Source organism: Siphonobacter sp. BAB-5405 (assembly GCF_002872335.1).
Classification (GTDB): domain Bacteria; phylum Bacteroidota; class Bacteroidia; order Cytophagales; family Spirosomataceae; genus Siphonobacter.
Window position 1 is genome coordinate 104,113 of the sequence record NZ_NJAG01000004.1, and the last position, 25,011, is coordinate 129,123.

A 25,011-nucleotide genomic window follows, 5' to 3' on the forward strand; every position below is an offset into this window, starting at 1 on the left:
AAACGTTTTAAAAATCAATAAAAATGCGGTTTGGCGAGCGGTAGTAAATCCATTTTCTGCCCGAAAAACGCCTGAAAATCCGTACCTTTGCAACTAGAAAACCAGATATACGAATGCTATCCGTAAGTAATATTTCGCTCCGCTTTGGGAAGCGGGTTCTTTTTGAAGACGTTAACTTAAAATTTGTACCGGGCAACGTATACGGCCTCATTGGAGCCAACGGAGCCGGTAAGTCTACTTTCGTTAAAATTCTTTCCGGTGAAATTGAACCCACTACGGGTTCAGTATCGCTCGATCCGGGCGAGCGGATGTCCTTTCTGAACCAGAACCAGAATGCCTATGATAACGAAACCGTACTGAACACGGTCATCATGGGGAACGACAAGCTCTATAAAGTAATGCAGGAGAAAGACGCCATCTACGCGAAGGCTGATTTCACCGAAGAAGATGGCAACCGGGCCGCTGATCTGGAAGCCGAGTTTGCTGAAATGAACGGTTGGGAAGCCGAATCAGACGCGGCTTCGCTGCTTTCGGGTTTGGGTATCAAGGAAGAAAGCCACTACACGCTGATGGCTGACATGAACCCTTCCGAAAAAGTGAAGGTACTGTTAGCCCAGGCCCTGTTTGGTAACCCCGATATTCTGTTGCTGGATGAGCCTACCAACAACCTGGACATTGATTCCATCCTTTGGCTCGAAGACTTTTTGATGGGCTTCAAGAATACGGTAATTGTGGTCAGCCACGACCGTCACTTCCTGGATAACGTTTGTACGTACATTGCTGACCTTGACTTTGCCAAGATTCAGATTTACGGTGGTAACTATACTTTCTGGTACGAATCAAGTCAGCTGGCGGCCCGTCAGAAAGCGGATCAGAACAAGAAAGCCGACGAAAAACGGAAAGAGCTTGAAGAGTTTATTCGTCGTTTCTCGGCCAACGTGGCTAAATCGAAGCAGGCGACCGCCCGTCAGAAAATGCTGGACAAGCTTCAGGTGGATGAAATTAAACCTTCCAGCCGTCGCTATCCCTACATTGGTTTCAAACCCGAGCGTGAAATTGGCGATCAGGTACTGAATGTAGAAAACCTGAGCTACGTACTGGAAGATGGTACGGTACTGTTCAAAAACCTGACGTTCAGCGTGATGAACGATCAGAAAATTGCTTTCCTGAGCAAAGATGGTCTGGCCGTATCTGCTCTGTTTGACATTTTAATGGGCGAACGCCAACCAACGACGGGTACTTTCAAGTGGGGCGTAACGACGACGCAGAGCTACTTGCCGAACGACAACAGCAAATATTTTTCGGATGCCAGTCTGAATCTGGTAGACTGGCTGCGTCAGTACTCCGCTGAAAAGGATGAAACCTTTATTCGGAGCTTCCTGGGCCGGATGTTGTTCTCGGGCGAAGAAGCCCTGAAACGGTGTACGGTCTTGTCCGGGGGTGAGAAACAACGCTGTATGTTCTCGAAAATGATGCTTTCGGGAGCCAACGTACTGCTGCTGGACGAGCCGACGAACCACTTGGACCTGGAATCCATTCAGGCTTTGAACAAAGGTATGGAGGATTTCCCCAGCGTAATGCTGTTTGCCAGCCATGACCACCAGTTGACGCAGACGGTTGCGAATCGTATTGTGGAATTGACGCCTAAAGGTTGCCTGGATAAACTTATGACCTTCGACGATTACCTGACCGATAACCGTATTAAGGAGCAACGGGAAGAATTGTACGGAGAGAAAGTATAATGCAGTTAGTAGTTGTTAGTTGATGGTTGATAGATGGTTCGTTAACCAGATTCTACGTCAGGATATTTGGTAAATAACGATCAGATAACCATCAACTAACAACTACTAACCAACAACCAAACCAGCATGGCTAAGAAAAACTATACGGGTGTGGTGTATTCCACCGATCCGGATTTTCAATACCAGAACGACGAGCCGTCCGAAGTGGACACTTTGCCCCCTGCCCAGCAGAATCTGAAGGTACAACTGGATAAGAAACAACGCGGTGGGAAGCAGGTTACTTTGATTACTGGATTCATTGGTACGGAAGACGACTTAGCGGATTTAGGCAAGAAATTGAAAACGCTTTGTGGCGTAGGAGGCTCGGCCAAAGACGGTGAAATTTTAGTGCAGGGCGATCAGCGGGATAAGGTGCTAAAATGGCTGATTGAAAAAGGATATAAGGCGAAGAAAGTAGGGTAAGGTTGGAGCGTTCTGAAAAGAAATTATTTTTCATTTATCTGAGAAAAAACGGCTAGTTCATACTAGCCGTTTTTTTTATTATTGTGATTAAAACCAATTTGGATGAAGTACTATTTATTCTTTTTTATACTAGCAATCCATGCTTTACAGGCTCAATCGTTTGAACGACATTATTTTAAGGAAAATGGCGAGGAAACGTTAAACCCCGATATTGCCCAGTTTTTCAGGGATTATTCCATAAAGGATCATAAGGTGTTTCATTTCGTTCAATACGCCATGAATGGAATGAAAGAATGCGAGGGAGATACCCCCTTAATTACTCCCCTAATACGAGAAGGCAAGTACATTGTTTACGATACCAATCAAACCATCAGAGAAGAAACGGAATACAAAAACGGTCAACCAGAAGGTTTACAAAAAAAATATTATTCAGACCATAAACTGGAGGAAGTAGGTTACTGGGTAAAAGACAGCAATTCGGTAGACGAAAAGGGTAGGTATGCTACGAGCTATCAAATTGAAAGCTATTTCGATACCAAAGGTAAGCTAGTGGTTGAAAAAGGTACCGGGCCGTGTAGCCGATGGAATGAAGCGGAGGAATTGATTGAAGAGGGCGTATACCTCAATGGGTTAAAGGATGGCGTATGGGAGGGATATCCCAGTGAGCAATCGATTATTTTTTACAATGAAATTTACGAAAAAGGTGTACTAATACAGGGCATTAGCTACGATGCTCTGGCTCAGCCGTATCGCTATAAGAAGCTGGATGAAGTCGCCGTATTTACGGGGAAGGAAAAAACGCTGGAAGCATTTCTACGCCGGGCTTTTACTAAATCTTTGACGATCCGGACCCGTAGTTTTAGGGGAGAAATCTTAGTATCATGCGTTGTTAATACGAAAGGAAACATTACGGAAGTGCAGGTTCCTTCTTTGCGTGATCGCTATGTAAGGGAAGAAATCATTCGAATTATGAATCGAATGAATGGCAAGTGGCAGGCTTCTAAACATCGCGGCCAATGCACAAGTACCCAACTTCATATTCCTGTTCGACTTTAAAGCCATTTAGCTGCGTTTGTTTAGTATTTTGTTGGTACTTAGCATCGTGTTACTCACGAGAAGTTACAGTACACCAAAAGAATGAACGGATCTACTTCCAGATAACGTTAGATGAATTACCACTAGAAAAGTCCTGCGTTAAAAGCATCCAATAAATGAAGATGATGAAATACCTCCTGACCGCCTTAATCGCTTTCCTTACTCCCTTCCTTTTCGCTCAAAACGTCACCCGGATTTATTACCTGGATACGCAAGTGGCTACGAGTATTCCTGATTCCGCCCGTTTTTACCTCGACCTAAGCGTACAGGGCGATACCCTGTATCAATACACGGAATATGATAAAGCGGGCGTACGACGGGCGGAAGGATTTGCGATCCGAATTACGCCCATGCTGGAAAGACATGATCGGTATACGACTTTCTATCCGAATCAACAAAAGCACCGCGAAGGTCGGTACTTCAGAAATCAGCCGATGGGCATCTGGCGAACGTACTATCCCAATGGGAAACTTCAGGAAATGGGCGTATGGTCAAAAAATCCCCGACCTTACGAAGCCCCCTTGCGTTATCTTCTAACTACTTACGCGGATAGTACGGGCCAGATGCTGGTTACGCAGGGCCACGGAACCGTGAGCCTGTATGATCCGCAGGGAAGAGTGCAGGAAGTAGGCTCCTATCACGAAGGCTTGAAAGATTCCGTATGGGTAGGTTATCAGGAAAATGGAATTAAAGCCTACGAAGAAACCTATGTTGCAGGCGTATTACAGGAAGGCCGCAGTTTCGACGCCCAGGGGAAAACCTATCCATATACGGCTCTGGAAACGCCCATTGGTTTTGATGCAGAGGGAGTTGTGAATTTCATTGCCTCCTCGGTTCGCTACCCAGCAGCGGCTCAGCGAGCAGAAAGCCAGGGTACGGTCATCCTGAATTTTTTGATCGATACGCAGGGCGTACCACAGGATATTCGGGTCAGTTCTTCGCCCGACCCCGTTCTGACCAAAGAAGCCATACGGGTTATTCAGCTTAGTAAAGGCAAGTGGAAACCAGCGACGAAGCGGGGGAAAGCCGTAGCGAATCGGTTCACCATTCCGATTCCTTTCAAGTTGATTTAATTGTTGGTAGAGGCGACCGTATTAGCTACTGAAGATAAGATTACTACTGATAGTTGAGGCCAGGTAGCCCGAACCGTTTAAAACCAGACCGGCTGTGCCGATGGGTACAGCCGGTCTGGTTTTTAAGCAAAATCACTTGCTCTTTTCCGTACTCTTGAGAGCCCAGTACATGAGTACAGGCTGGAAAAACAGTCGGGTAAATCGTTTCTTATCGGTATCCAAACCAAAGGCGTCGCGTTCGTTGGTGTATTGGGAAATATTACCGGGAAAAACGGCCGCAAAGAACGAAGCTGCGATTTTGCCAATGGCTTCCTTGCGTTTTTCTCCAGCGAAAATCAGGCTGGCACCCAGAGCGATTTCAGCTAATCCCGAGTAGACCACCGTATCATCTTTTTCCAAAGGTACAAAGTCAGGAACCTGGGCCTGAAACTCTTTCCGGGCGAAAGTCAGGTGACTGACGCCGGCAAAAACCAGCATACTTCCTAAACCAATACGGGCGACATTTTGAAGGGTTTCTGTTTTCATAGCAGTGTGTGTTTACCTAGCCGTTATGAAAAATCAATACCACCCGCAAAAAATGAAGGTTCGGGTCTTCCGTGCGTACTTAAAATCCGGCCAGTTTCTCTTCAATTTTATCCAGCTTGAAGCTAAAGGTCGTACCCTTGTCCACGCGACTCATGACCGTAATTTTGGATTTGTGGGCGTTGACAATGTGTTTGACAATGGCCAATCCCAGGCCTGTACCACCTTTTTCTTTCGAACGGGACTTTTCCACCCGATAAAAGCGTTCGAAAATCCGGTTGAGGTGCTCGGGAGGAATGCCCGGACCGTCGTCTTTCACTTCAATTTCCCAGTCTTTCTTATCCTCCGTAAACGTCACATTCACCTTCCCACCGTCGCGACCGTATTTAATGGCATTGTCGATGAGGTTAGTGAGAGCCTGGGAAATGCGATAGGCATCGGCTTTCACAAAGATCTGATCCTGCGGGGTATGAAGCTTTACTTTAATTTCCCGCTGATTGGCCCGGGGTTCCAGCTGTTCAATGACTTCGTGGGTAACTTTTACCAGATCCACCCGCTCGCGGTGCATCTTGATTTCGCCCGCTTCAATTTGCGAGAGGGTGAGTAGGTCAGCCACCAGAGCGTCGAGGCCATCGAGGCTTTTTGCGGCTTTTTGCAGGAATTTATCCCGTACCCGTTCGTCGTCCTTGGCTCCGTCAATGAGGGTATGAATGAAGCCCTGAGCGGCGAAGATGGGGGTTTTGAGTTCGTGCGAAATATCGGCCAGAAACTCCCGCCGAAACTGCTCCATGCGTCGGAGTTCATCAATTTCCCGCTGCTTTTTGGCTACGTATACGAAAATCTCGTTGTTGAGTTTCTTCAGGGGGTTGACGCTCTTGGTAATTTTTTTTACGGGAGAGGTTAAAATCTTTCAGCTTCAGCCGCTGAATGGTATCGTAGATTTTATTGATTTCTTCGAAAATCAGGTAATCCAGTACGTAGAAAACGAGGATGAGCGTCGCGAAGAAGGTAGTGGCTCCCGCAATGAAGATGGTACCACCGGGCGTACCCGGCACAAACCAGAGAAAACCACTCGTAATGGCCGAAATCAACAGGGCCAGAATAACAGAAATTACTTTGGGATTTAAAGGGGACATGGGCAGTGTGTAGGGTTTTGAGTGTAGGGTTATGAGTTTTGAGTGAACCTCGAAGAGTCAGGAACTGACACTTCAAGGCATTATCGTTTCATGCAACTCCGTACTCAAAACCCTACACTCAAAACTCATTTTATTCTCCTTCGCCATTAAACATATACCCTACGCCTTTGAGCGTTTTGATATAGGTTTCGCCAATTTTTTCGCGAAGCTTCCGAATGTGAACGTCGACGGTGCGTTCGAGTACGTAGATATCGGCTCCCCAGATTCGCTGGAGGAGTTCTTCGCGATTGAATACTTTGTCGGGGTGCTGGGCCAGGAAAAACAGTAATTCAAATTCCTTTTTCGGCAATACAACCGAACCAAAACCGCCCGTAACGGTGTAATTCTGGCGGTTGATCGACAGTCCCGCCGTCTCGATCCGGTCACCTGGATCGGTTTTCTGGGCTTCCCGGCGAAACAGAGCCTTGATACGGCTCATCAAAGCCCGGGGCTTGATGGGTTTGGTGATGTAATCGTCGGCTCCAATTTCAAAAGCGGCAATTTCGGAGTACTCTTCCGAACGGGCCGTCAGGAAAAGAATGTAACTACCTTTCAGCTCGGGTAACTCCCGTAGTTGGCGAGCCGTTTCAATGCCGTCCTGCTGGGGCATCATAATGTCGAGCAATACGAGATCCGGAGCGAACGTCCGGGCTATTTCAACGGCTTTGCGGCCATCCGAAGCCGACTCGATGTCGTACCCTTCTTTCTCAAGATTATAATGAAGTAATTCAATGATGTCGGGATCATCGTCCACCAGTAAAATTTTGTAGGCGGGCGTAGTGCTCATGGGGGTGTCTGTTGCTTTATACAAAAGTACGTGAATTTACGGTTGGTAGGAACTGTTGGCTTGCTGTGCCGCTCCTGGAAGCAAAGATTAACAATTCGGAAACAGAAAGTTCACAAAAACTTAATACGACCGTTCAGTATACTTTTTAGGGAATGGTGTGAGGTCTATGGTCGGGAAGAAATATCTTTGAAAAGTCCCATAAATGGTGTAACTTAAACCGTGCAACAGGTATGCTCTATTGATGAATAAACCTGTTGATAATCAGAATGCTGTCTGATTATTTCTGGTAAAAAGAATTACGAATGCTTACAAAGGAACAAGTTCTTAAACAATATTTCGGGTACGATGTCTTTCGGCCCTTGCAGGCGGAGGTGATCGATACCGTTTTAGCCGGAAAAGATGCTCTGGTACTCATGCCCACCGGGGGCGGGAAATCGGTTTGTTATCAGGTACCGGCTTTGGTATTGGATGGATTAACGCTGGTAATTTCACCGCTCATTGCCCTTATGCAGGATCAGGTCCAGGGTTTGAAGGCCAATGGGGTATCCGCCGCTTTCCTGAATTCTACGTTAAATCAGTCCGAGCAGGAATCCGTCATCTGGAAAATCAAACTGGGCGAGCTGAAGCTTCTCTATATTTCACCCGAACGGCTTTTTTCGGGAAACTTTCTGGATTGGTTAAAGGGGCAGAAGATCAGTCTGTTTGCCGTAGACGAATCCCACTGTATCTCGTTCTGGGGGCATGATTTCCGGCCCGAGTACACGCAACTGCACCGACTGAAAGAACATTTCCCCCGCGTACCCATCATTGCACTGACGGCCACGGCGGATAATGTGACCCGGAAGGATATTCTTCAACAACTCGCCATTCCGCAGGCTCGTACCTTTCTGGCCAGTTTTGATCGTCCCAATCTCAATCTCACCGTACTGCCGGGGCGGAAACGCATGGAGCAGATGGTGGATTTTCTGAATGCCCATCCCGGCCAGCCGGGAATCATTTACTGCCTCAGTCGAAAAACCACCGAAAGCGTAGCGGCCAATCTGCAGTACATGGGCTTCAACGCCCGCCATTACCACGCCGGTTGTGATGCTCTGTACCGAAACCATACGCAGGCGGAGTTTCTCCGGGACGACATTCAGATCATCGTAGCCACCATTGCTTTTGGTATGGGTATCGATAAATCGAATGTTCGCTGGGTCATGCACTACAATTTGCCCAAAAACGTCGAAAGTTTTTATCAGGAAATCGGTCGGGCCGGCCGGGACGGCTTACCCGCCGATACGGTACTTTTTTACAGCTACCAGGACGTGTCCCAGCAAACGGACATGATTCTGAAATCGGAGCTGTCCCAGGATCAGAAAGATCTGCTCATTGCCAAGCTTGACCGCATGAAGCAGTACGCTCAGGCGGATATCTGCCGACGACGTATTCTCATTAGCTATTTCAATGAAACGGTAGAAAAAGACTGCGGGAACTGCGACGTCTGCCGCAATCCGCGTACCAAAATCGATGGGACGGTCATGGCTCAGAAAGTACTCTCGGCGATTGCCCGCACCCAGCAGAAAGTAGCCATGGGTACCCTCATTGACATTTTGCGGGGCAGCCGGAACCAGAACATCATTCGTCACGGCTACGATCAGCTGAAAACGTTCGGGGCAGGTCATGAGCTGCGGTACGAAGAATGGGCTGAGTACATCAGTCAGCTGCTCAATTCGGGCATTATGGACATTGCCTACGATGAAGGACACGCCTTCAAACTCAACGCAGTCAGTCAGCAGGTACTGCGGGAAGGCAAAAACGTATCCGTAGTGAAATTCATTCCCCTGGAAGAACGAAGAGCCCGGGCGGAAGAAGAAAACGTACAGGCTCCAAAAAGCAAACGAGAGGTGGTTCGCGATGCCATGTTCGAACGGTTACGACTTTTACGAAAACAACTCGCCGACTCCCTGGGGATTCCGCCTTTTCAGGTATTCAGCGATGCTACGCTTTCGGATATGGCTCAGAAACGGCCGATCAATCATGCTCAGTTCCTGCAGGTTTCGGGCGTAGGCGAGCAGAAAAACTGGCAATTCGGGGATGTATTCATCAATGAAATTCTGGCTTTTGTCCAGGAAAATAATCAGTCCGGCGTGAAGATGGCCAAGGGTCTGACCTACGTACAGACGCTGCAACTCTACCAGCAAGGGTACGATATTGAGCGGATGGCTACCGAACGAAACCTAACGGCCACGACCATTCTGAGCCATTTACACAAACTGAAAACGGACGGAGAGGACATTGCCTACGAACGACTGCTGCCGGAAGCTACGCGAGAGGCCATTCTGAAAGCGGCCCGGCAACTGGACATCCCCGTTGCTGAAAACGCTCCGATTGCACCCTTGCTGGAAAGTTTTGGGGAGACCTATCAGGCCTGGCAACTACGGCTGGCGTTTTTGATTGCGGGCGAAGGGATACGGATGGACGTGGAGGCCTGGCGGCAGGAACATGGATTACCCCCGCGAACGGCCTAGTAATTGTTCGAAAAATTGCGGTAATTTACGCCAAAGCTAAGCCTTATACCTGTTGTGGAAGAAACGGTTTTATCCTCGCAAGATGCCTTACCAACGGTGTCAAATTGCTACGGCGTGAAAATGATTGGTATTGGTGGGGCCGGTTGTTCGGTCCTCAAAAAAATGGCCGACCAGGCCTATACAGGTTTACACCTGATTCCCTGTCACACGGACTTTACGCAGTTAGTGACCTTTCCACAGGCCATTCCGCTCGGGATGCGGGATCTGGGATTGGGACTTACGGCGGAGCAAGCCCGACAGTGGGCCCTGAATCAGCAGGCGGTCATTGGCTCCGTGCTTAATCCAGAAACAAAAATTGTCATTCTGGTAGGTGGGCTGGGGGATGGTACGGTAGCCGGAGCGGCTCCGGTCATTGCCGAAATGGCCCGTCAGCGAGGACTATTGGTGGTGGCGTGTGTGATGATGCCCTTTGCTTCCGAAGGGTACGAAACGATGCAGATGGCCGAGCGGGGTCTGAAGCAACTCACGCAGTCCTGTGATTCAGTGGTGGCTTTTTCTCTGGATAAACTTGCTGAGAATCTGAATGATGATCTGAGTATCGCTGAGTTTTACGCCGCCGCCGATGAGTTACTTTGCCAGACGGCTCGCATCGTTCCGGATATTCTGAAACCTTCCGAAACGCCGGATTCGGACATTCAGGAGCTGAAAACGGTCCTGGAAGCCAGCGGTCTGGCCTTTTATACGCGATTGTCGATTCAGGGTAGTCAGCAACGGTTAGAGGCCAGTGTGGCAAAAATCAAGCAAACGTTTGGAAATCAGCGTACGTTGCCGCACGAAGCCCAGCGTATTTTGCTCGTCGTACAGTATGATCCGCTTCAGGCCCTGAATACGCACGAAATTCGCAATATTATCCAGGCTCTCAAGCAAACCCTGGGACGCCGGGCGGCAGTTTTCAAGGTAGCTCCACTCGCTAGCGAAGGCTTGGGGAGTGAGCTTCGTTTGGGTATTCTTTCCAGTAGTGGGCGTACTCCTGAGGTGTTAGAGTGGGCCAATACTTATTAAAAGATAATTAATTAAAGATCACGGGAAAATATGCTGAGCCGGAAACAAACGTTTCCGGCTTTTTAATAGCTTTACACTCTATCCGCCAACGCTTTATCTCACCATGTTTCCCATCACTTTCCAGAGGCAATGCCCCTATTGCCAGTCTACGTCCATCGAGCGTCGTCAGCGACCTGTGGCCTTTCGCTATCTATTCTTTTTCATGCCGATTCGTTACTATCAATGTCAACGATGCCGTCGGTTTTTTGTAAAAATGAGGTAAGTATACACTTCCTGTTTTTTCCGGTACTGGCTGCTTGACAGGAAGGTTTATAAGCAGTCAGGAGAAAGGATTGTTTACTTACGTCGCTGAACAGACCGAGTTTAGGCTGGTTGGAGACTTTACCCCATTCGATAGTGGACCATATCCTATCAAAAGCTTTACCTTTTTGAGTTTCGCTATTCACCCAGACTGGGTATAGTAGTTGTTTGTTGATGGTTATTCGTTGCTAGTTGTTAAAGTATAGCCGGATAACTACAGGGACGGTATAAAACCAAACCCCGTCCTATCGCATTCCATGCCGGAATTTCAAGCCGCTTACCATTCCATGGGGGCCATTCCATGGGGGCCATCCCATGGTCGCTCCCTCGGCAAAGCGGTGGCCTGAGCAAGAGGAAGTCAGCGGTGGGCGTGCCCGCATGCGATGCCCGGCATGGAATGCATACGGACTAAATGACCAGCCGTGGCAGCGGAACCCAATACGGATCCTGTGATAGCCCAGTACTTCTCGCTAGTTTATGATAAGTGCAGCAAGTGCTTCCAAAATGGCCTCCAAGCCACTATTCACACGGCGTACGCCCGAAATTCGGTCTGGCTTTATACGGTCAACGTCAGTAAATGATCTATTTTTACTGTTCATTCAGACCATAGCTTAAATCCATCCGAATGTTTTTACGAAATCTTCTTTATTGCTGGCTTCTGACGGCAACGGCCTGGGGGCAATGGAAAGTACAGCCAGCTCAAACGGAAGCCCATTTCAGAGCGGTACATGCGGTGTCTGCCAAAGTATGCTGGATTGGAGGAACCAAAGGTCAGGTCCTACGCACGCAGGACGGCGGTACTAACTGGGAAATTCATTCGGTTGTTGGAGCGGAAGCACTCGATTTCCGGGACATCCACGCCTTTAATGCCGAAACTGCCGTGGCCATGAGTGCCGGCGATGCCGATAAGGGAGCCGCCCGCATCTATCGTACAGAAGACGCTGGACAGACCTGGAAACTCGTCTATCAGACCCATCAGAAAGGAGCTTTTCTGGACGGTATCGAATTCTGGGATAAGGAACACGGCATTGCCTTTGGCGATCCGATTGATCATAAATTCTTTGTGCTCACTACCAGCGATGGCGGGAAAACCTGGGCCGAAGTGCCACGGGATCAGTTTCCCCCAATCGAAGAAGGAGAAGCAGCGTTTGCGGCCAGTGGCACTTCCCTGGTGGTTTCCGCAAAAAGCTGGGCCTGGATTGGTACCGGCGGCAGTACATTTGCCCGGGTATTCCGGTCCAAAGATTTTGGAAAAAGCTGGGAAGTGGCCGAAACGCCCTTACCCGCGGGCAAAACATCGGGCATCTTTGGCTTACACTTCTTCAACCGACTGCGAGGCATTGCCGTGGGCGGAGATTATCTGCACGTCAGTGATTCAACGCAAAATGTAATCGTTACGCAGGATGGCGGTAAAACCTGGCAATTATTGCCTTCTACCAATCCGCCGGGCCTGAAAGAAGCCGTGACCGTATATCGGCAGGAATACAAGGGCATGGCGGGAGAGGCTCCGGTCGCATCGGTCATTGAGCGGCTGATTACGGTAGGACCTTCGGGCACGGGTTATTCCATCAACGGCGGCAAAACCTGGAACAAACTGGATGATTCCCCTTTCCATGCCGTCAGTTTTGCAGGGAAAGACGGCTGGGCCGTAGGAGCAAAAGGGCTGATTGCCAAGTTTGAAGGTTTTCGATCGACACCGCAAAAGAAAAATACCAGAAAAAAATAACCGTACGCATGGCTCGTCTTTACTGCCCTTCAGTACAAAGCTGAGCGGGCGGCTTGCGAACCCCTAGTGAATACCAATTCCCATGAAAAACATTGCTGTATTTTGTGGAGCCAATGCGGGCTCCGATGTTGTGTACCGTCAAACGGCCATTGAGCTGGGGCAGTATTTGGCCGACCAACAGTTGCGACTGGTATACGGCGGCGGAAACGTCGGGTTAATGGGCATCCTTGCTGATGCCGTACTGGCTCAGGGTGGGGAAGTCATTGGCGTTATTCCTGATTTTCTGAAAAAATGGGAAGTCGCTCACGCCGGCCTGAACGAACTGATCGTGACCGAAACCATGCACGAACGCAAAGCCCGGATGGCCGAACGGGCCGATGGTTTTATTACCATTCCCGGGGGCTTTGGTTCCATGGATGAATTATTCGAAATTCTTACCTGGAAGCAATTACAGATTCACAGTAAGCCCATTGGCCTTTTGAATGTGAATGGCTTTTACGACCCCCTGTTACAAATGATGGACCGGATGGTGGAAGCAGGCTTTCTCAAAGTCGGGAACCGGGAACTACTGCTGGTATCCGATTCCATCGAAGAATTATTCGCCCTCATGCGAACGCATCAGCCCGTTGTCACGGAAAAGTGGGTAGATCGGAAAAAAATCTGAGGGTAGGGTATATACAGAACCGCCTTATCGCTCGTTAATTTTGATCCGTTCATGGGTTACGTGTAAGCCGATTTGATCGTCAGATCGACGGATGAAACCTGATTTCTTGCACGCACCTTACTACTATCCAGCCTAACGTCCCGTAATGAAACGACTTTTTATTCTGCTTTCCTGTATAAGTGTGTACGCTCATGCTCAGGAACAAACCCCTGAGAATCTTGGTAGCACGGTTAATTCTGAGTCGGCTGAAATTCAGCCCGTCATTGCTCCGGATGGGCGTACGCTCTACTTCAGCCGGGTAAATCATCCGCAGAATGCTTCTCAAAAAAAAGGAAGTCAGGATGTATGGATGGCCGAGTACCTCTCCGGAAACAGCTGGACGCCTTCCCGCCGGATGCCCAATCCGGTTAATGGTGAAGAACATAATGTCATTTACAGCATTACGCCCGATGGCAATACCATTCTTACCCACTGGGTGCAGAAAGAAGGAGACGACCTGAGCATTCGGGGCTTTGCCACCATGCGGAAAGTAGCAACGGGCTGGGAACGGCCGAAAAAGCTCGATATTCCCGGACTGGAAGGCATGAATAAAGGCTATTACCAGTACGGATTTCTGGCCAATGATGGCAAGACCCTGTTACTGGCTTTTTCGGAAAAGAAGAACAGTCGGGAGTCCGATCTGTACGTCAGTGTGCAGGACAAAGCGGGGAAGTGGAGCCGACCCGCGAGTCTGGGACGTGAAGTCAATACGGACGCCGATGAAACGACACCTTTTCTGGCGGCGGATGGCGAAACCCTGTATTTCTCCAGTAATCGCGAAGGCGGTTTAGGCTCCAACGACATCTGGATGACGCGGCGACTGGACCGTAGCTGGAAACGCTGGAGCAAGCCTGAAAACCTCGGAGCACCGATCAATACCCCTGATTTCGACGCGTATTTTACCATTCCAGCCTCGGGTGAATGGGCCTACTTGGTGACCGCCAACGGTAGTAAAGGAAAAGCTGATATTGTTCGGGTGAAGTTCCAGAACCAGACGCCACCAGCCGAAGTGCCGCCCACCATTGCTCAGCTTCCGGCCAGTAATTCCAATGCGACGCAGGTGCCCGACCGGGAGCCCACTAAATCCAATGCTGTGGTTCTGTACACGGGTAAGTTACTGGATGCAAAAACGAAAAAAGTACCCGAAAACGCCCGGATCGTGTACGAGAGCTTACCCGATGGTACCGAACTCGGAACGGCCACGCCCGACCCGAATACGGGTGAGTACAAGATTGTGTTACCCTACGGTAAGAAGTACGGCATTCGGCCTGAGGCGGATGGGTACGTCGGAAAATCGCAGAATCTTGACTTAAGTAAGCTCGGTAGTGGGGGGTATCTGGAATTGAAAGACCGCGACCTGCTGGTGACGAAGATTGAAGAAGGAGCGAAGGTGGCTTTGAACAACGTATTCTTCGAAACGGCCAAAGCCACGTTACAGACGGAGTCGTTCCCTGAGTTAAACCGCGTCGTGGAATTGATGAATCGCCGGAGAAGTATGATGGTCGAAATCGATGGACATACCGATAGCGATGGTACCGATGAAGCCAACCAGAAGCTCTCGCAGGACCGGGCCGAATCGGTACGGGCGTATATGATTTCCAAAGGCATTCCTGAAAACCGGATTGTAGCCAAAGGTTTTGGTGAAAGCCGTCCCGTGGCTACCAATGATACTCCGGAAGGCAAGCAGCAAAACCGACGGGTAGAATTCGTCATTCTGAAACAGTAATACGCCGGTAGCGTGATCATTTTAGACAAACCAGCCAACGAATGCAGCCCACTTTTATGCCCTCAAGGAAAACGTGGATTCTATTCATGATTGCACTGGGTGTTTTCTATAATAAAAATACGCTTGAAGTATTGATCACCGAGCACTTCACTCATCCCTGGGTTGAAGCAATGGGGCCCGAATGGATCGGATTTGCTCTAATGCTGCTGCCCTTGGCTTTTACTGGGAAATATATGGGCTACTATTGTTATGGCCTCTTCATCGTGGTCTATATACTAGCTCAACTTGGTAATCCTTTACAGTACTACTTCTAAGGTGCTGGCAAGCCGAAAAGAAGAAACCCAATCGCAGGTCGGGTTTCTTCTTTTCATCGCTATCGATAGCATACAAGCGAGTTTCCCACTTATTTTGCCCATACGTATCTATAGCATCTGTTGCACATGAACCTGGAAACCCTAGCTATACAAGTCACGCGTTTTCATGACGCGAATGCATCGGCGGTAACCACGCCCATTTACCTGAGTACCACGTACGAACGCGATGCCGAGGGCAACCTGCCGCACGGTTTTCTGTACACACGAGGCAATAACCCGAACCGTGATCTGCTGGAGAAAAGTCTGGCTGCTCTGGAAGGCGGAACCGTTGGACTCGCCTTTGGCTCAGGGATGGCCGCCATTTCCGCCTTGTTTCAGGCTTTAAAGCCCGGTGATCACGTCATCACGACTCCGTTTGCCTACTACGCGGCCCAACGACTGCTTGTAGATGTATTCGAACCCTGGGGTCTTGAGTTTTCACTGGTCGATACGTCGAACCTGGAAGAGGTGGAAAAAGCCATCCGGCCGACGACCAGGCTATTCTGGCTCGAAACGCCGAGTAATCCGCTGCTGTACCTGACCGATTTGCAGGCTTTATCCCGACTGGCTCATTCGGTAGGAGCCTTGTGTGCGGTGGACAATACCTGGGCTACGCCCGTACTACAAAACCCGATTGCTTTCGGGGCCGACGTGGTCATGCATTCAACAACCAAATATTTCGGGGGCCACTCCGACGTATTGGGCGGAGCGTTGGTACTGGCTCAGGACGGCGAACTGGCTGTACGCCTGCGTCAGATTCAGAACCTGACCGGCGGCGTACCTTCACCGTTCGATTGCTGGCTCATCACGCGGGGGATTCAAACGATGCCCCTGCGGGTAAAAGCTCAGTCAGCGAGTGCCCTGCCCATCGCTCAGTGGCTCGAATCACATCCGGCTGTGGAGCGGGTGCATTACCCCGGACTCACCAGCCATCCGCAGCATGAAATTGCCAAAGCCCAGATGAAAAATGGCTTTGGAGGAATGCTTTCTTTCGAAGTACGAGGAGGTTTACCGGGGGCTAAAAAGGTGGCCGGATCGTTGAAAGTGTTCACGCAGGCGACGAGCCTCGGGGGGGTGGAAAGTCTCATCGAACCCCGGAAAATTTACGAAGGTCCGGATAGCCCGACGCCCGACGGATTGCTACGCGTTTCAGTCGGTCTGGAACACGTAGATGACCTGATTGCAGACCTGGATCAGGCTCTGAAAAACGCTTAGGATGAGCTTTAAACGCCCTTTTCGTTAATAAATCTTAAATCAGCTTTAAACGCCAGGCGACGGCTGTTTCCCGACAATTTACGGGGAACAGCCGTCGTTTTTTGTGTGTTATATTACTGAGTCTGAGTAGTCAGAAGACGCGGATTCAGTACCGCTACCGATAGTCTCTTAACCCTATAGTTTTTTATTAAATCCATGAAATCAATCATAAAAATGCTAGCTGCCGTAGTACTGGTGGGTACTATGGTCTCGTGTGCCCCTTCGATTACGGTTCGTTCGGATTATGATCGTACCGCGAACTTCAGTGGCTATCATACCTACGCGATTGCCCCGATGCCCGGCGGTAATTCAGACCCTGTGATGGGAAGTCAGTTGATGCAAAAACGAATTACCCAGGCCCTCGACGCCGAGATGAGTGCTCGTGGCTACCGCCGCGTGGAGAAGAATGCCGATTTAACGGTTCGGTTTGACACCGACGCTCGTAACCTGCAGCAAATCCAATCGAACAATCTAAGTCCGATGTGGGGCTGGTGGTGGTACGGTCCTAACAATAACGTCAGCTCCCGGAACTACGAAGAAAACCGGGTGATCATTAGTCTGCTGGATACCAAAACCAAAGAGATGGTATGGCAGGGTTGGGCAAAAGGTGAGTTGAACGCCCGCCGCAAAGACCGGGATGAACTCATCCGGGCCACCGTTGCGAAAGTGATGCAGGAATATCCCTACCGGGCCGGCATGACGAACGCAGCCGTACAGGGCGAATAAGTTTTTCGCAAGAAGAGTAATAAAAAAGAGGTCGAATCATTCGACCTCTTTTTTTTAGGTTCGATTCAAAGGAACCGTATTAGCATTCGCCCGTAATCGTATCGCAACTATCACCTTCGGCAATGATTTGCGGCTGACTTTCCTGAATCACCTGTCGCAAAGCCTGCATAAACGTTTCCTTGGGCTGGGCTCCCGACAACGCGTACTTGTTGTTGAGAATGAAAAACGGTACGCCCGAAACACCCAGTTGCTTGAAGTATTCCATTTCACTTTGTACCGAATCGCTGGCTACTTCAGATTTCAGAACCTCAAGAGCTTCTTTCTTGTCCCAACCCGCTGTTTCCAGCACATTGAGTAATACGGCTTCCTGCGTCAGATCAATCCGATCTACGAAATAGGCTTTTAATAAGGCTTCTTTCGTTGCAGCCTGTAGCCCTTTTTCGTAAGCAATCGTCAGGAGGCGGTGTAAATCGAAGGTATTGATCGATTTGGGAATCTCGTTGAAGTCAAAGTCGAGCCCTACCTCACTAGCCACCTGCTCCACGTGCTGAAACATGCTTTCACTACGACCGGGTCCAAATTTACTGGCCATGTGTTCGGCAAAGGATTTTCCCTGCCGCGGTACGGTAGGGTCAAGCTGAAAAGGGTGGTAGACCACGTCTGCCTGTACCTCATTGCTGAGTTCAGCCAGTGCCGATTCCAGGCGGCGTTTGCCAATGTAACACCAGGGACACACCACGTCAGAGACGACGTCAATACGAATGGGAAGGGCCATCTTGTATGAATTAATACTAAAGATCAAGGTTTACCGACCGACTAGACCGGTCGTTTTTGCTCTAACCGTTCCTGCAAATGAATGATTCCCAGTAAGTAGAATTGTCAGGAGAAGAAGCCCCAAATCATTCGTATAAAGCCACTTTTTCCAGAAAAGGACCTATAAATGGAAAAGCAAAATTGGATAGGTTCAAAAATTTATTGAAAAAATGAACGAAAACTCCATTTTTTTTATTCACATTTGTAAAGCCCGTTTCGCAAGAAATGGACAATTTTTCGAGCATGAGTGGTGGCGGCCGCTCATGCTTTTTTTATTCTACAATCCGCAATTTGGCAAAAGTAAGTAACAGGGTCTTTTCACCCTGCGTATCAAACTGAATCACGGCTTTTGCCCCGTTCTGATCCGTTGAAATGAGTTTAACAACGCCGAAGCCAAACTTCTGATGTTCGACGCGTTGACCTGAAGCCAGCTTACGGGGATCGGAAACTTTGAAATCACTGCTGGGTACGTGCGTAGACGAAGCTCCCGAGCGGGTAGGCGGGGTTTTGGAAGCCTGAGAACCTCCGTTTTGGGCGGCTCGATTAGCCACGTTCCGTAAGAAAGCGGCGGGCGTCGGACGATCCGTATTTCGCTGGGATTCCGACATCCGGCGGGCGGCCTGGCGACTGACGCGAACATATTTCTCGTCAATTTCATCCATAAACCGACTGGGTTCGCAGGGTTTCAGTCGACCGTACTGATAGCGGGTTTCCGCATAACTGAGGTACAGGCGTTTTTCGGCCCGGGTAATGGCTACGTAAAACAGCCGTCGTTCCTCCTCCAGGTCTTCGCTCGACTGTAACATCATCTGACTGGGGAATAAATCTTCTTCCAGGCCCACGATGTACACCACTTTATACTCCAGTCCTTTCGCCTGGTGAATGGTCATCAGGGTCACGCGGTCGTTATCCCCGTCTTCATCTTCCTGATCGGCATTGGTCAACAGTGATACCGTTTGCAGAAAGGCCCCCAGCGATTTGTCCTCGTTTTCGGGATTGTCTACAAACTGTTTGATGGAGTTCAGCAATTCCTGTACGTTTTCGTAACGGCTCAGGCCCTCTACCGTTTTGTCGTCGTAAAGTTCTTTGAGTACACCCGAAGCTTTGGCCACGTGGCTGGCCACTTCGTACGCATCTTTCGTATCGACGAGTAGCTTAAACGACTTGATTAGATCGGAGAAGCCTTCGATGGCCACACCCGAACGACCCGCGTTGTACTGCTGAATATTGGCGACGATGTCCCAAAGCGGCAAGCTCTGCTCGGCGGCTGTAACCGTAATCTTGGCAATGGTCTGATCGCCAATCCCGCGTTTGGGTAGGTTAATGATCCGCTTGAAGGCTTCTTCGTCGCTCTGGTTGAGCGTGAATCGGAGGTAAGCCAGCAAGTCCTTAATTTCCCGGCGTTGGTAAAAGGAAAGTCCACCCACGATTCGGTACTTGATATTCAGTTTCCGTAATGATTCTTCAAAAGCCCGCGATTGCGAGTTGGTCCGGTACAAAATGGCAAAATCATTGTTACTCAGACCATGATTCAGCTTTTCCTCGAATAGTGAAGTCGAAACCAAACGGCCTTCTTCCACGTCTGATCCGGCCTTGATGACTTCAATCAGGTTACCACCTTCATTCTCCGTGAACACTTCCTTGCGTAACTGACGCTTATTACGGGCAATCACGGAGTTGGCCGCTTCAACGATCACTTTCGTCGAACGGTAATTCTGTTCCAGACGAATCGTGGTCAGATCCGGATAATCTTTCTCGAAGTTGAGGATATTCTGAATATTGGCTCCCCGGAAGGCGTAGATCGACTGGGCATCGTCGCCCACGACGCAGATGTTTTCGTGAATGGCCGCCAGTTTTCGCGTAATGAGGTACTGCGAAACGTTCGTATCCTGAAACTCATCCACCATCACGTACTTGTACCGATGCTGGTACTTATTGAGAATGGCCGGAAAATCGCGAAATAGTACGTTGGTGTTGTACAGCAGATCGTCGAAATCCATGGCATTAGCCTTGAAACAACGATCTACGTAGAGTTTATACAAACGGCCAATCTCGGGCAGGCGAGCCGCCGCGTCATCGGCCTGAATGATGGGATCGGCCAGGTACGCTTCAGCGGATACCAGGCGGTTTTTGGCCCCCGAAATCCGGTTGAATACGACGTTGGGTTTGTAAATCTTATCGTCGAGGCCCCGTTCTTTGATGATCGTTTTCAACAACGATTTGGAATCGTCCGTATCATAAATCGAAAAGTCGGAGGTATAGCCCATCGCTTTGGCTTCAAAGCGGAGAATTTTGGCAAAGACGCTGTGAAACGTACCCATCCAGATGCCCCGGGCATCGGTACCGACAACCTTTTCAATCCGGGCCCGCATTTCACCGGCGGCTTTGTTGGTAAACGTCAGCAATAGGATGGAAAAGGGATCAACGCCTTTTCGGATGAGGTGAGCCGTACGCTGGGTGAGTACGCGGGTTTTGCCCGAGCCCGCTCCGGCGATGATCATTAACGGCCCCTCAGTATGCAGAACGGCCTGAGCCTGGGGCTCGTTGAGGCCTTTGGTGATATCTTCGAACATGGCAATTGGATAAAAAGAGGGAACGAACTAAGTCCGTTCCCTGAAAGCATAGATCAAAGATACAAAAGATTTGGGGGCTACGGAAGTTTAAGCTAGAGTAATGGTATTTGTAAATTAATGGAAAGTTGTTTGGGCTTGTAACCGTAAATAATTCCGTGTGAGTTGGCATGGTATCGGGTAAGCAGGGCAAAATCCCGATACGCCAGTTTAAGAATTAATCCCCCCTGGATGGGAGAATAGGGAGAAACTTCAGGAGCCTCTTTGGAAGCTGCCCGAAGCCTCTGATCTGCCAGCACCACAGTACGAATATTAGTTCCGATACGTGGCCCTACAAAGGCACCAAGCCCTAGCTGAAAGGTACGTCTGCCTGCATCATCATAAAATTGCAAGCTGGGAATGGCTAGTAAATCCAGATACGTAGCATTGAAGGTTCGTTTGACTAAAGGCTGATGGATGAAACGGCCGTAGCCTTCTAGGTAAACAATGGTTTCATTGTAGTTAACAGCAGAACCTGGAGGAAGATGTGTAGCAAAAGAATCGCCAGATCGATAATAAAAATCCTGACTGGTTCTAAATCGAGTTAATGAAAATTCAATTCCGAGATCAATAAATAGATTCGTTCTTGGATTGACCCGTTGCAGTACAAAAGGAACGATAAGATTAGCCGCAAATCTGCGGGAAGCTGAGCTTTTCAGATAGTATCCATCCAGCCAGGTAGGATACAGGTCGGGCGGGTTGGAACTAGGAGGTAGAAGAGTCGGCCAGCCTAACAGTAGGTTGAACTGAGCCCGGTTACGGAAATCCTGCCAGCCTGACTTTAGTTTTTGTTTAGTTAGAGGTCTATCGCTTTCGAGTTCCGTCACTTTTATCATGGCATTTGCACTTCGTAAGGTACTGTCATTGAGATAACTTTTTCCGGTTAAATCCATGTAGTGCTGACGGGGTTCGGCGGCTGTAGTCTCACTCAGTCGGGCGTTCAAATCCCGGAGGATCGTATTCCAGTCGTAATTTTCCAGTTTTTTTAAATCGGCTTTTTTTGAGCCATAGAAAAGTACTTTAGAGGAGGGGCCAATCCGGACTAAAATGGAATCTACCGGGGCGGCAAGGCTGGGTGCCGAGCATAGCAATGCCAGTACCATGGTCAGAAATGGTGTTTTCATGTACAGTAGGAGAGTTTGACTAGTGGGTATGTTTAATAGAGTCGGTTTTTACTTTTCCGACGGAAGTAGGAGCCTGAAAGTCCTGCCAGCGGAGCCGCGTATCCGGGCGTTTGTCCGCACGGAACAGACGGGCCAGAATGGACTTCTTTCGGAGTGGTACGGTTTGCGTTTCCGGAATGGTCAGCGTAACGGTCGCTTCGAACGTTTCCGCTTCAGCTGGATGAGCACGTGGTACGGGCTCCGGAATGGGGGTGGGTTGAATCGCAACCGCAGGCATGGCCCGGAGGGACGAATCGGTTACCAGTACCGGCTCCACGGGAGCGGAGGCCAGTAGCGGTACCTGTTTCTCCGAACGAACAACGTTTGGTTGAACGAAGACCGAATCGTTTACCGAAGGTATGCGTACCGACGAAGAACTGTCCGGAGCTTTACTCAGCAGCGGCGTAGTTTTGGTGACCTCGGTTGTGGGCTGATGCAGGAGATACCCCACGAGAATGCCGAGCACGGCCGCCGTACCAACACCCAATGGTACCAACCAGCGACGGCGGCTCGGCCTGGAAGGTCGTTCAATCCGGTTCCAGACGTCTTCGCTATGAAAGGGTTCTTCCGGCAGGGCTTCCAGACGTTGCCGGATGTGTTCATCGAATGTGTGCGGCATACCCCAGGGTTTGTAGTTTTTTCTGTAATAACTGACGGGCTTTGTTGAGCTGCGACTTGGAGGTGCCCTCCGAAATCTGCAATTGCTCGGCTACTTCCGCGTGGGAGTAACCTTCCAGAGCCACTAGATTGAATACGGTGCGATAGCCGATCGGTAATTCCGCAATCAGCGTATGAATGGTTTCGGCGGCTATTTCGTCGATAATGTTGTAATCGAAGGACTGTTCGGCGGCTTCCTGCTCGGGTACCATTGTAAAGTTGGCCGATCGGCGTAACTCCATGAGACATTCGTTAACCAGAATCCGTTTCATCCAGAGCCAGGTGCTGGCTTCGTCTTTGTATTCCATTTTTTTGAGATGAACAAAGATTTTCTGAAACGTCGATACCAGCCGATCCTCGGCCTCCATTCGATCTTTCATGTACCGCTGAGCTACCCGAAACAGCCGTCCGGCGTAGCGTTCATAGAGCAAACGCTGAGCTTTGGCATCCTGGGCACGGCAACGATCAAGTAGAGCAGATAAGGTCATACAGGCTGATTTACAAAGAGCGAAATGCGGAATATACGCCGGGGGTTGCCTGACTGATAAAAAATTCAGAAATTACCCCCCAAATCATTGTATATGCAATCCATGACGCTCTATACCAGAACCTTATTTAGTCTGAGCTTTCTATCCCTGACTTCGCTGGGAGCCTTTGCTCAATCCCCTGAACTGGGGTTACGTACCACGCAACAGGCGACGGCCACGTCAATCAAAAATCAGGGAGGAACGGGTACCTGCTGGTGTTACTCGACCACTTCGATGGTGGAATCGGAATGCATCCGGAAAAGCCTCGGTGAAATCGATTTATCGGAAATGTACACCGTCCGGAATACCTATCTGGACAAAGCCCGTAATTACATTCGCCGGCAGGGGAAAGCTCAGTTTGGCGAAGGAGGATTGGGACACGACGCCTTAAACGCGATTGCCCGGTATGGAGCGATCCCTGAATCTGTCTATTCCGGACTAAAAGCGGGTGAATCCGGACATAACCACGGAAAAGTAGATAAGGACCTGAAGGCGTACGTAGAGGAAGTACTCAAAAAGAAACCGGTTCCGGCTGATTGGGAGGTAGGATTCAATAAAATCCTGGATGAAAAATTCGGCCCCGTACCCGAAACGTTTGAATACCAGGGAAAAACCTATACGCCCCGTCAGTTTGCCGATCAGGTATTGCAGTTTAAACTCGACGATTACGTTAGCCTGACGAGCTTCACGCATCATCCCTTTTACCAGTCGTTTGTGTTAGAAATTCCCGACAACTGGGCGAACCAAACGTACGTAAACTTACCCCTCGAAGAATTAACGCAAACGGTAGAACAGAGCCTGAAACAGGGCTATACCGTGATGTGGGATGCCGATATTAGCAACTCTGGTTTCAAGCAGGCAAAAGGCTACGCCGTCGAAGCCGCCGATAAAGCGGATCAGATCGATGCCACGGAAAAAAAGGTAGATCAAAACCTGCGTCAGCAACTTTTTGATAGTCAGGTTACCGTTGACGATCACCTGATGCAGATTACGGGCACGGGTACGAGCACTTCCGGCAAGAAATTCTTTCTCGTGAAAAACTCCTGGGGAGAAACCGGACCTTACAAAGGATACATTTACGTGTCGGAGCCGTATTTTGCTCTCAACACCATCAATGTTATCCTACCCAAAGCGGCTTTACCTGAAGGTGTAAAAGCAAAACTGAAACTGTAGAAATTCAAAAGGCCAGCTGAAAAGCTGGCCTTTTGAATTAGGCAAACGTTCGTTGCCAGAAATCCGTTTGCTTCCCCAGTACATCGATGTACGTAATCGAAGCCGTTTCATCGCCTTCCGTTCGGATGAAGGGTTGCGGTGTATGACCCACCACCTGATGCCAGTCCGGCAGGTAATCGTCGATTGTTTCCGTCTCATCTGCCCAAACGGGGCCGCCTTTCGCTCCGGGATTCCCACCCCGTACCCATCCGCATTGGAATAAAACTTCTCGTCCGGCAAACGTTTCCTGAAGGGCATTCAGCGTATTCGCCAGCTCGTTTCCCCGAATGCCGTGTTTCTGAGCCCAGCTGCTGGATACACCGGCGTGCGTAAACAAATAGTTGTCCAACTGGTACGCCACCTGAAAACAAGCGGCGTTTTCCCGGTAGAGGCCCGTCCATAACGCCTGCATGTTAGGTCGGAAGTTTGAGCAGGGAAATAATGGATAGTGGAGATAAGCTACGTCGTGATTGCCCAGCAGTAAGATGTATTTTTCGGGTTCGGCTCGCTTCAAGGCAATGACTTTCTGCAAAACCTCCGTCGTCTGTTCATCCGAAAATTGCTTGGAATCTACGTAGTCCCCCACGAAAATGACCCGATCTGCTTTTTGAAGAGGGGCCTGTTCCCAATTCAGGCGGCCGTGTAAATCCCCGATAGCTAGTACTTGCATAGAGAAGTGGGTTGAAAGGCAATGGGAAGTAAGAGGCCGTTCCGTAAGGACAGCTAGCTCAGGGTTAATGGTTTTTCGTTGCTGGTTGTTGGAGACGAATGAACCTGGACTATTCTTTGGTAATACAGACCTTCCTTTTTTACC

21 protein-coding genes and 1 pseudogene are annotated in these 25,011 nt (G+C 49.4%); 13 read left to right on the forward strand and 9 right to left on the reverse strand.

Translation table 11 applies throughout. The features are described 5' to 3' along the window. Window positions 1-113 precede the first annotated feature (113 nt). From BWI97_RS03855 to BWI97_RS03870, 4 genes are all read left to right on the forward strand, one after another. Window positions 114-1,742, forward strand: a complete 1,629-nt coding sequence (locus BWI97_RS03855; protein ID WP_102200100.1) for an ABC-F family ATP-binding cassette domain-containing protein — start codon at window positions 114-116, stop codon at window positions 1,740-1,742. Window positions 1,743-1,868: 126 nt separating this feature from the next. Beyond that, complete coding sequence (locus tag BWI97_RS03860; protein ID WP_102200101.1) at window positions 1,869-2,204, forward strand: translation initiation factor; 336 nt, start codon at window positions 1,869-1,871, stop codon at window positions 2,202-2,204. A gap of 102 nt (window positions 2,205-2,306) precedes the next feature. Then, window positions 2,307-3,260 (forward strand): toxin-antitoxin system YwqK family antitoxin, encoded by a 954-nt coding sequence (locus BWI97_RS03865; protein ID WP_102200102.1) that lies wholly within the window; start codon window positions 2,307-2,309, stop codon window positions 3,258-3,260. Window positions 3,261-3,421: 161 nt separating this feature from the next. After that, the gene (locus BWI97_RS03870) at window positions 3,422-4,372 is read left to right on the forward strand and encodes an energy transducer TonB (protein WP_158242678.1); all 951 of its coding nucleotides are present in this window, start codon (window positions 3,422-3,424) and stop codon (window positions 4,370-4,372) included. A gap of 132 nt (window positions 4,373-4,504) precedes the next feature. On the opposite strand, the gene BWI97_RS03875 is transcribed toward BWI97_RS03870, so the two are convergent. The 3 genes and pseudogenes from BWI97_RS03875 to BWI97_RS03885 all read right to left on the reverse strand — a co-directional run bounded on the left by BWI97_RS03875 (window position 4,505) and on the right by BWI97_RS03885 (window position 6,856). Continuing rightward, a complete protein-coding gene (locus BWI97_RS03875; RefSeq protein ID WP_102200104.1) occupies window positions 4,505-4,897 on the reverse strand; it encodes a hypothetical protein in 393 nt (130 codons plus the stop codon). A gap of 79 nt (window positions 4,898-4,976) precedes the next feature. Next, window positions 4,977-6,030: pseudogene (locus tag BWI97_RS03880) on the reverse strand (sensor histidine kinase). Between the two features lie 130 nt (window positions 6,031-6,160). Then, a complete protein-coding gene (locus tag BWI97_RS03885; protein WP_094813608.1) occupies window positions 6,161-6,856 on the reverse strand; it encodes a response regulator transcription factor in 696 nt (231 codons plus the stop codon). Window positions 6,857-7,158: 302 nt separating this feature from the next. On the opposite strand from BWI97_RS03885, the gene recQ reads away from it, so the two are divergent. From recQ to BWI97_RS03930, 8 genes are all read left to right on the forward strand, one after another. After that, entirely contained in the window at window positions 7,159-9,366 is a 2,208-nt protein-coding gene (gene recQ, locus BWI97_RS03890) for a DNA helicase RecQ (protein ID WP_102200105.1), read from the forward strand. Window positions 9,367-9,420: 54 nt separating this feature from the next. Next, window positions 9,421-10,428 (forward strand): hypothetical protein, encoded by a 1,008-nt coding sequence (locus BWI97_RS03895; RefSeq protein ID WP_102200106.1) that lies wholly within the window; start codon window positions 9,421-9,423, stop codon window positions 10,426-10,428. Window positions 10,429-11,353: 925 nt separating this feature from the next. Continuing rightward, window positions 11,354-12,454, forward strand: coding sequence for an oxidoreductase (locus BWI97_RS03905; RefSeq protein WP_102200107.1), 1,101 nt, complete (start codon window positions 11,354-11,356; stop codon window positions 12,452-12,454). An 82-nt stretch (window positions 12,455-12,536) separates the two neighbouring features. Continuing rightward, window positions 12,537-13,118: a TIGR00730 family Rossman fold protein gene (locus BWI97_RS03910; RefSeq protein WP_102200108.1), complete on the forward strand. Its 582-nt coding sequence runs from the start codon at window positions 12,537-12,539 to the stop codon at window positions 13,116-13,118. A gap of 145 nt (window positions 13,119-13,263) precedes the next feature. After that, entirely contained in the window at window positions 13,264-14,883 is a 1,620-nt protein-coding gene (locus tag BWI97_RS03915) for an OmpA family protein (protein WP_102200109.1), read from the forward strand. 86 nt (window positions 14,884-14,969) lie between these two features. Beyond that, window positions 14,970-15,197: a hypothetical protein gene (locus BWI97_RS03920; RefSeq protein ID WP_146010865.1), complete on the forward strand. Its 228-nt coding sequence runs from the start codon at window positions 14,970-14,972 to the stop codon at window positions 15,195-15,197. Window positions 15,198-15,323: 126 nt separating this feature from the next. Further along, window positions 15,324-16,451: a PLP-dependent aspartate aminotransferase family protein gene (locus tag BWI97_RS03925; protein ID WP_102200111.1), complete on the forward strand. Its 1,128-nt coding sequence runs from the start codon at window positions 15,324-15,326 to the stop codon at window positions 16,449-16,451. A 195-nt stretch (window positions 16,452-16,646) separates the two neighbouring features. After that, window positions 16,647-17,216: a DUF4136 domain-containing protein gene (locus tag BWI97_RS03930; RefSeq protein ID WP_233207747.1), complete on the forward strand. Its 570-nt coding sequence runs from the start codon at window positions 16,647-16,649 to the stop codon at window positions 17,214-17,216. Between the two features lie 79 nt (window positions 17,217-17,295). Here the strand turns inward: BWI97_RS03930 and BWI97_RS03935 are convergent, their stop codons facing one another. From BWI97_RS03935 to BWI97_RS03955, 5 genes are all read right to left on the reverse strand, one after another. After that, a complete protein-coding gene (locus tag BWI97_RS03935) occupies window positions 17,296-18,018 on the reverse strand; it encodes a DsbA family protein (RefSeq protein WP_146010866.1) in 723 nt (240 codons plus the stop codon). 283 nt (window positions 18,019-18,301) lie between these two features. Next, a complete protein-coding gene (locus BWI97_RS03940; RefSeq protein WP_102200113.1) occupies window positions 18,302-20,602 on the reverse strand; it encodes an ATP-dependent helicase in 2,301 nt (766 codons plus the stop codon). A gap of 92 nt (window positions 20,603-20,694) precedes the next feature. Beyond that, window positions 20,695-21,762, reverse strand: a complete 1,068-nt coding sequence (locus BWI97_RS03945) for a hypothetical protein (protein WP_102200114.1) — start codon at window positions 21,760-21,762, stop codon at window positions 20,695-20,697. A gap of 19 nt (window positions 21,763-21,781) precedes the next feature. After that, complete coding sequence (locus tag BWI97_RS03950) at window positions 21,782-22,420, reverse strand: hypothetical protein (RefSeq protein ID WP_102200115.1); 639 nt, start codon at window positions 22,418-22,420, stop codon at window positions 21,782-21,784. Continuing rightward, complete coding sequence (locus BWI97_RS03955) at window positions 22,401-22,946, reverse strand: RNA polymerase sigma factor (RefSeq protein ID WP_102200116.1); 546 nt, start codon at window positions 22,944-22,946, stop codon at window positions 22,401-22,403. Before BWI97_RS03955 ends, BWI97_RS03950 begins: the two co-directional genes overlap by 20 nt. Window positions 22,947-23,039: 93 nt before the next feature. Between BWI97_RS03955 and BWI97_RS03960 the strand changes: the two genes are divergently transcribed. Beyond that, complete coding sequence (locus BWI97_RS03960) at window positions 23,040-24,158, forward strand: C1 family peptidase (protein ID WP_233207748.1); 1,119 nt, start codon at window positions 23,040-23,042, stop codon at window positions 24,156-24,158. Between the two features lie 37 nt (window positions 24,159-24,195). Here the strand turns inward: BWI97_RS03960 and BWI97_RS03965 are convergent, their stop codons facing one another. Next, window positions 24,196-24,867, reverse strand: coding sequence for a metallophosphoesterase (locus BWI97_RS03965; RefSeq protein WP_102200117.1), 672 nt, complete (start codon window positions 24,865-24,867; stop codon window positions 24,196-24,198). Window positions 24,868-25,011: the final 144 nt, after the last annotated feature.

Bases quoted from the DNA above. Each gene is read 5' to 3' on its own strand.
- BWI97_RS03870 (WP_158242678.1), top strand. From the start codon at position 3,422: ATGATGAAATACCTCCTGACCGCCTTAATCGCTTTCCTTACTCCCTTC.
- BWI97_RS03945 (WP_102200114.1), bottom strand. From the start codon at position 21,762: ATGAAAACACCATTTCTGACCATGGTACTGGCATTGCTATGCTCGGCA.
- BWI97_RS03860 (WP_102200101.1), top strand. From the start codon at position 1,869: ATGGCTAAGAAAAACTATACGGGTGTGGTGTATTCCACCGATCCGGAT.
- BWI97_RS03940 (WP_102200113.1), bottom strand. From the start codon at position 20,602: ATGTTCGAAGATATCACCAAAGGCCTCAACGAGCCCCAGGCTCAGGCC.
- BWI97_RS03885 (WP_094813608.1), bottom strand. From the start codon at position 6,856: ATGAGCACTACGCCCGCCTACAAAATTTTACTGGTGGACGATGATCCC.
- BWI97_RS03905 (WP_102200107.1), top strand. From the start codon at position 11,354: ATGTTTTTACGAAATCTTCTTTATTGCTGGCTTCTGACGGCAACGGCC.
- BWI97_RS03955 (WP_102200116.1), bottom strand. From the start codon at position 22,946: ATGACCTTATCTGCTCTACTTGATCGTTGCCGTGCCCAGGATGCCAAA.
- BWI97_RS03865 (WP_102200102.1), top strand. From the start codon at position 2,307: ATGAAGTACTATTTATTCTTTTTTATACTAGCAATCCATGCTTTACAG.
- BWI97_RS03910 (WP_102200108.1), top strand. From the start codon at position 12,537: ATGAAAAACATTGCTGTATTTTGTGGAGCCAATGCGGGCTCCGATGTT.
- BWI97_RS03915 (WP_102200109.1), top strand. From the start codon at position 13,264: ATGAAACGACTTTTTATTCTGCTTTCCTGTATAAGTGTGTACGCTCAT.
- recQ (WP_102200105.1), top strand. From the start codon at position 7,159: ATGCTTACAAAGGAACAAGTTCTTAAACAATATTTCGGGTACGATGTC.
- BWI97_RS03960 (WP_233207748.1), top strand. From the start codon at position 23,040: ATGCAATCCATGACGCTCTATACCAGAACCTTATTTAGTCTGAGCTTT.
- BWI97_RS03855 (WP_102200100.1), top strand. From the start codon at position 114: ATGCTATCCGTAAGTAATATTTCGCTCCGCTTTGGGAAGCGGGTTCTT.
- BWI97_RS03920 (WP_146010865.1), top strand. From the start codon at position 14,970: ATGATTGCACTGGGTGTTTTCTATAATAAAAATACGCTTGAAGTATTG.
- BWI97_RS03925 (WP_102200111.1), top strand. From the start codon at position 15,324: ATGAACCTGGAAACCCTAGCTATACAAGTCACGCGTTTTCATGACGCG.
- BWI97_RS03875 (WP_102200104.1), bottom strand. From the start codon at position 4,897: ATGAAAACAGAAACCCTTCAAAATGTCGCCCGTATTGGTTTAGGAAGT.
- BWI97_RS03965 (WP_102200117.1), bottom strand. From the start codon at position 24,867: ATGCAAGTACTAGCTATCGGGGATTTACACGGCCGCCTGAATTGGGAA.
- BWI97_RS03930 (WP_233207747.1), top strand. From the start codon at position 16,647: ATGAAATCAATCATAAAAATGCTAGCTGCCGTAGTACTGGTGGGTACT.
- BWI97_RS03950 (WP_102200115.1), bottom strand. From the start codon at position 22,420: ATGCCGCACACATTCGATGAACACATCCGGCAACGTCTGGAAGCCCTG.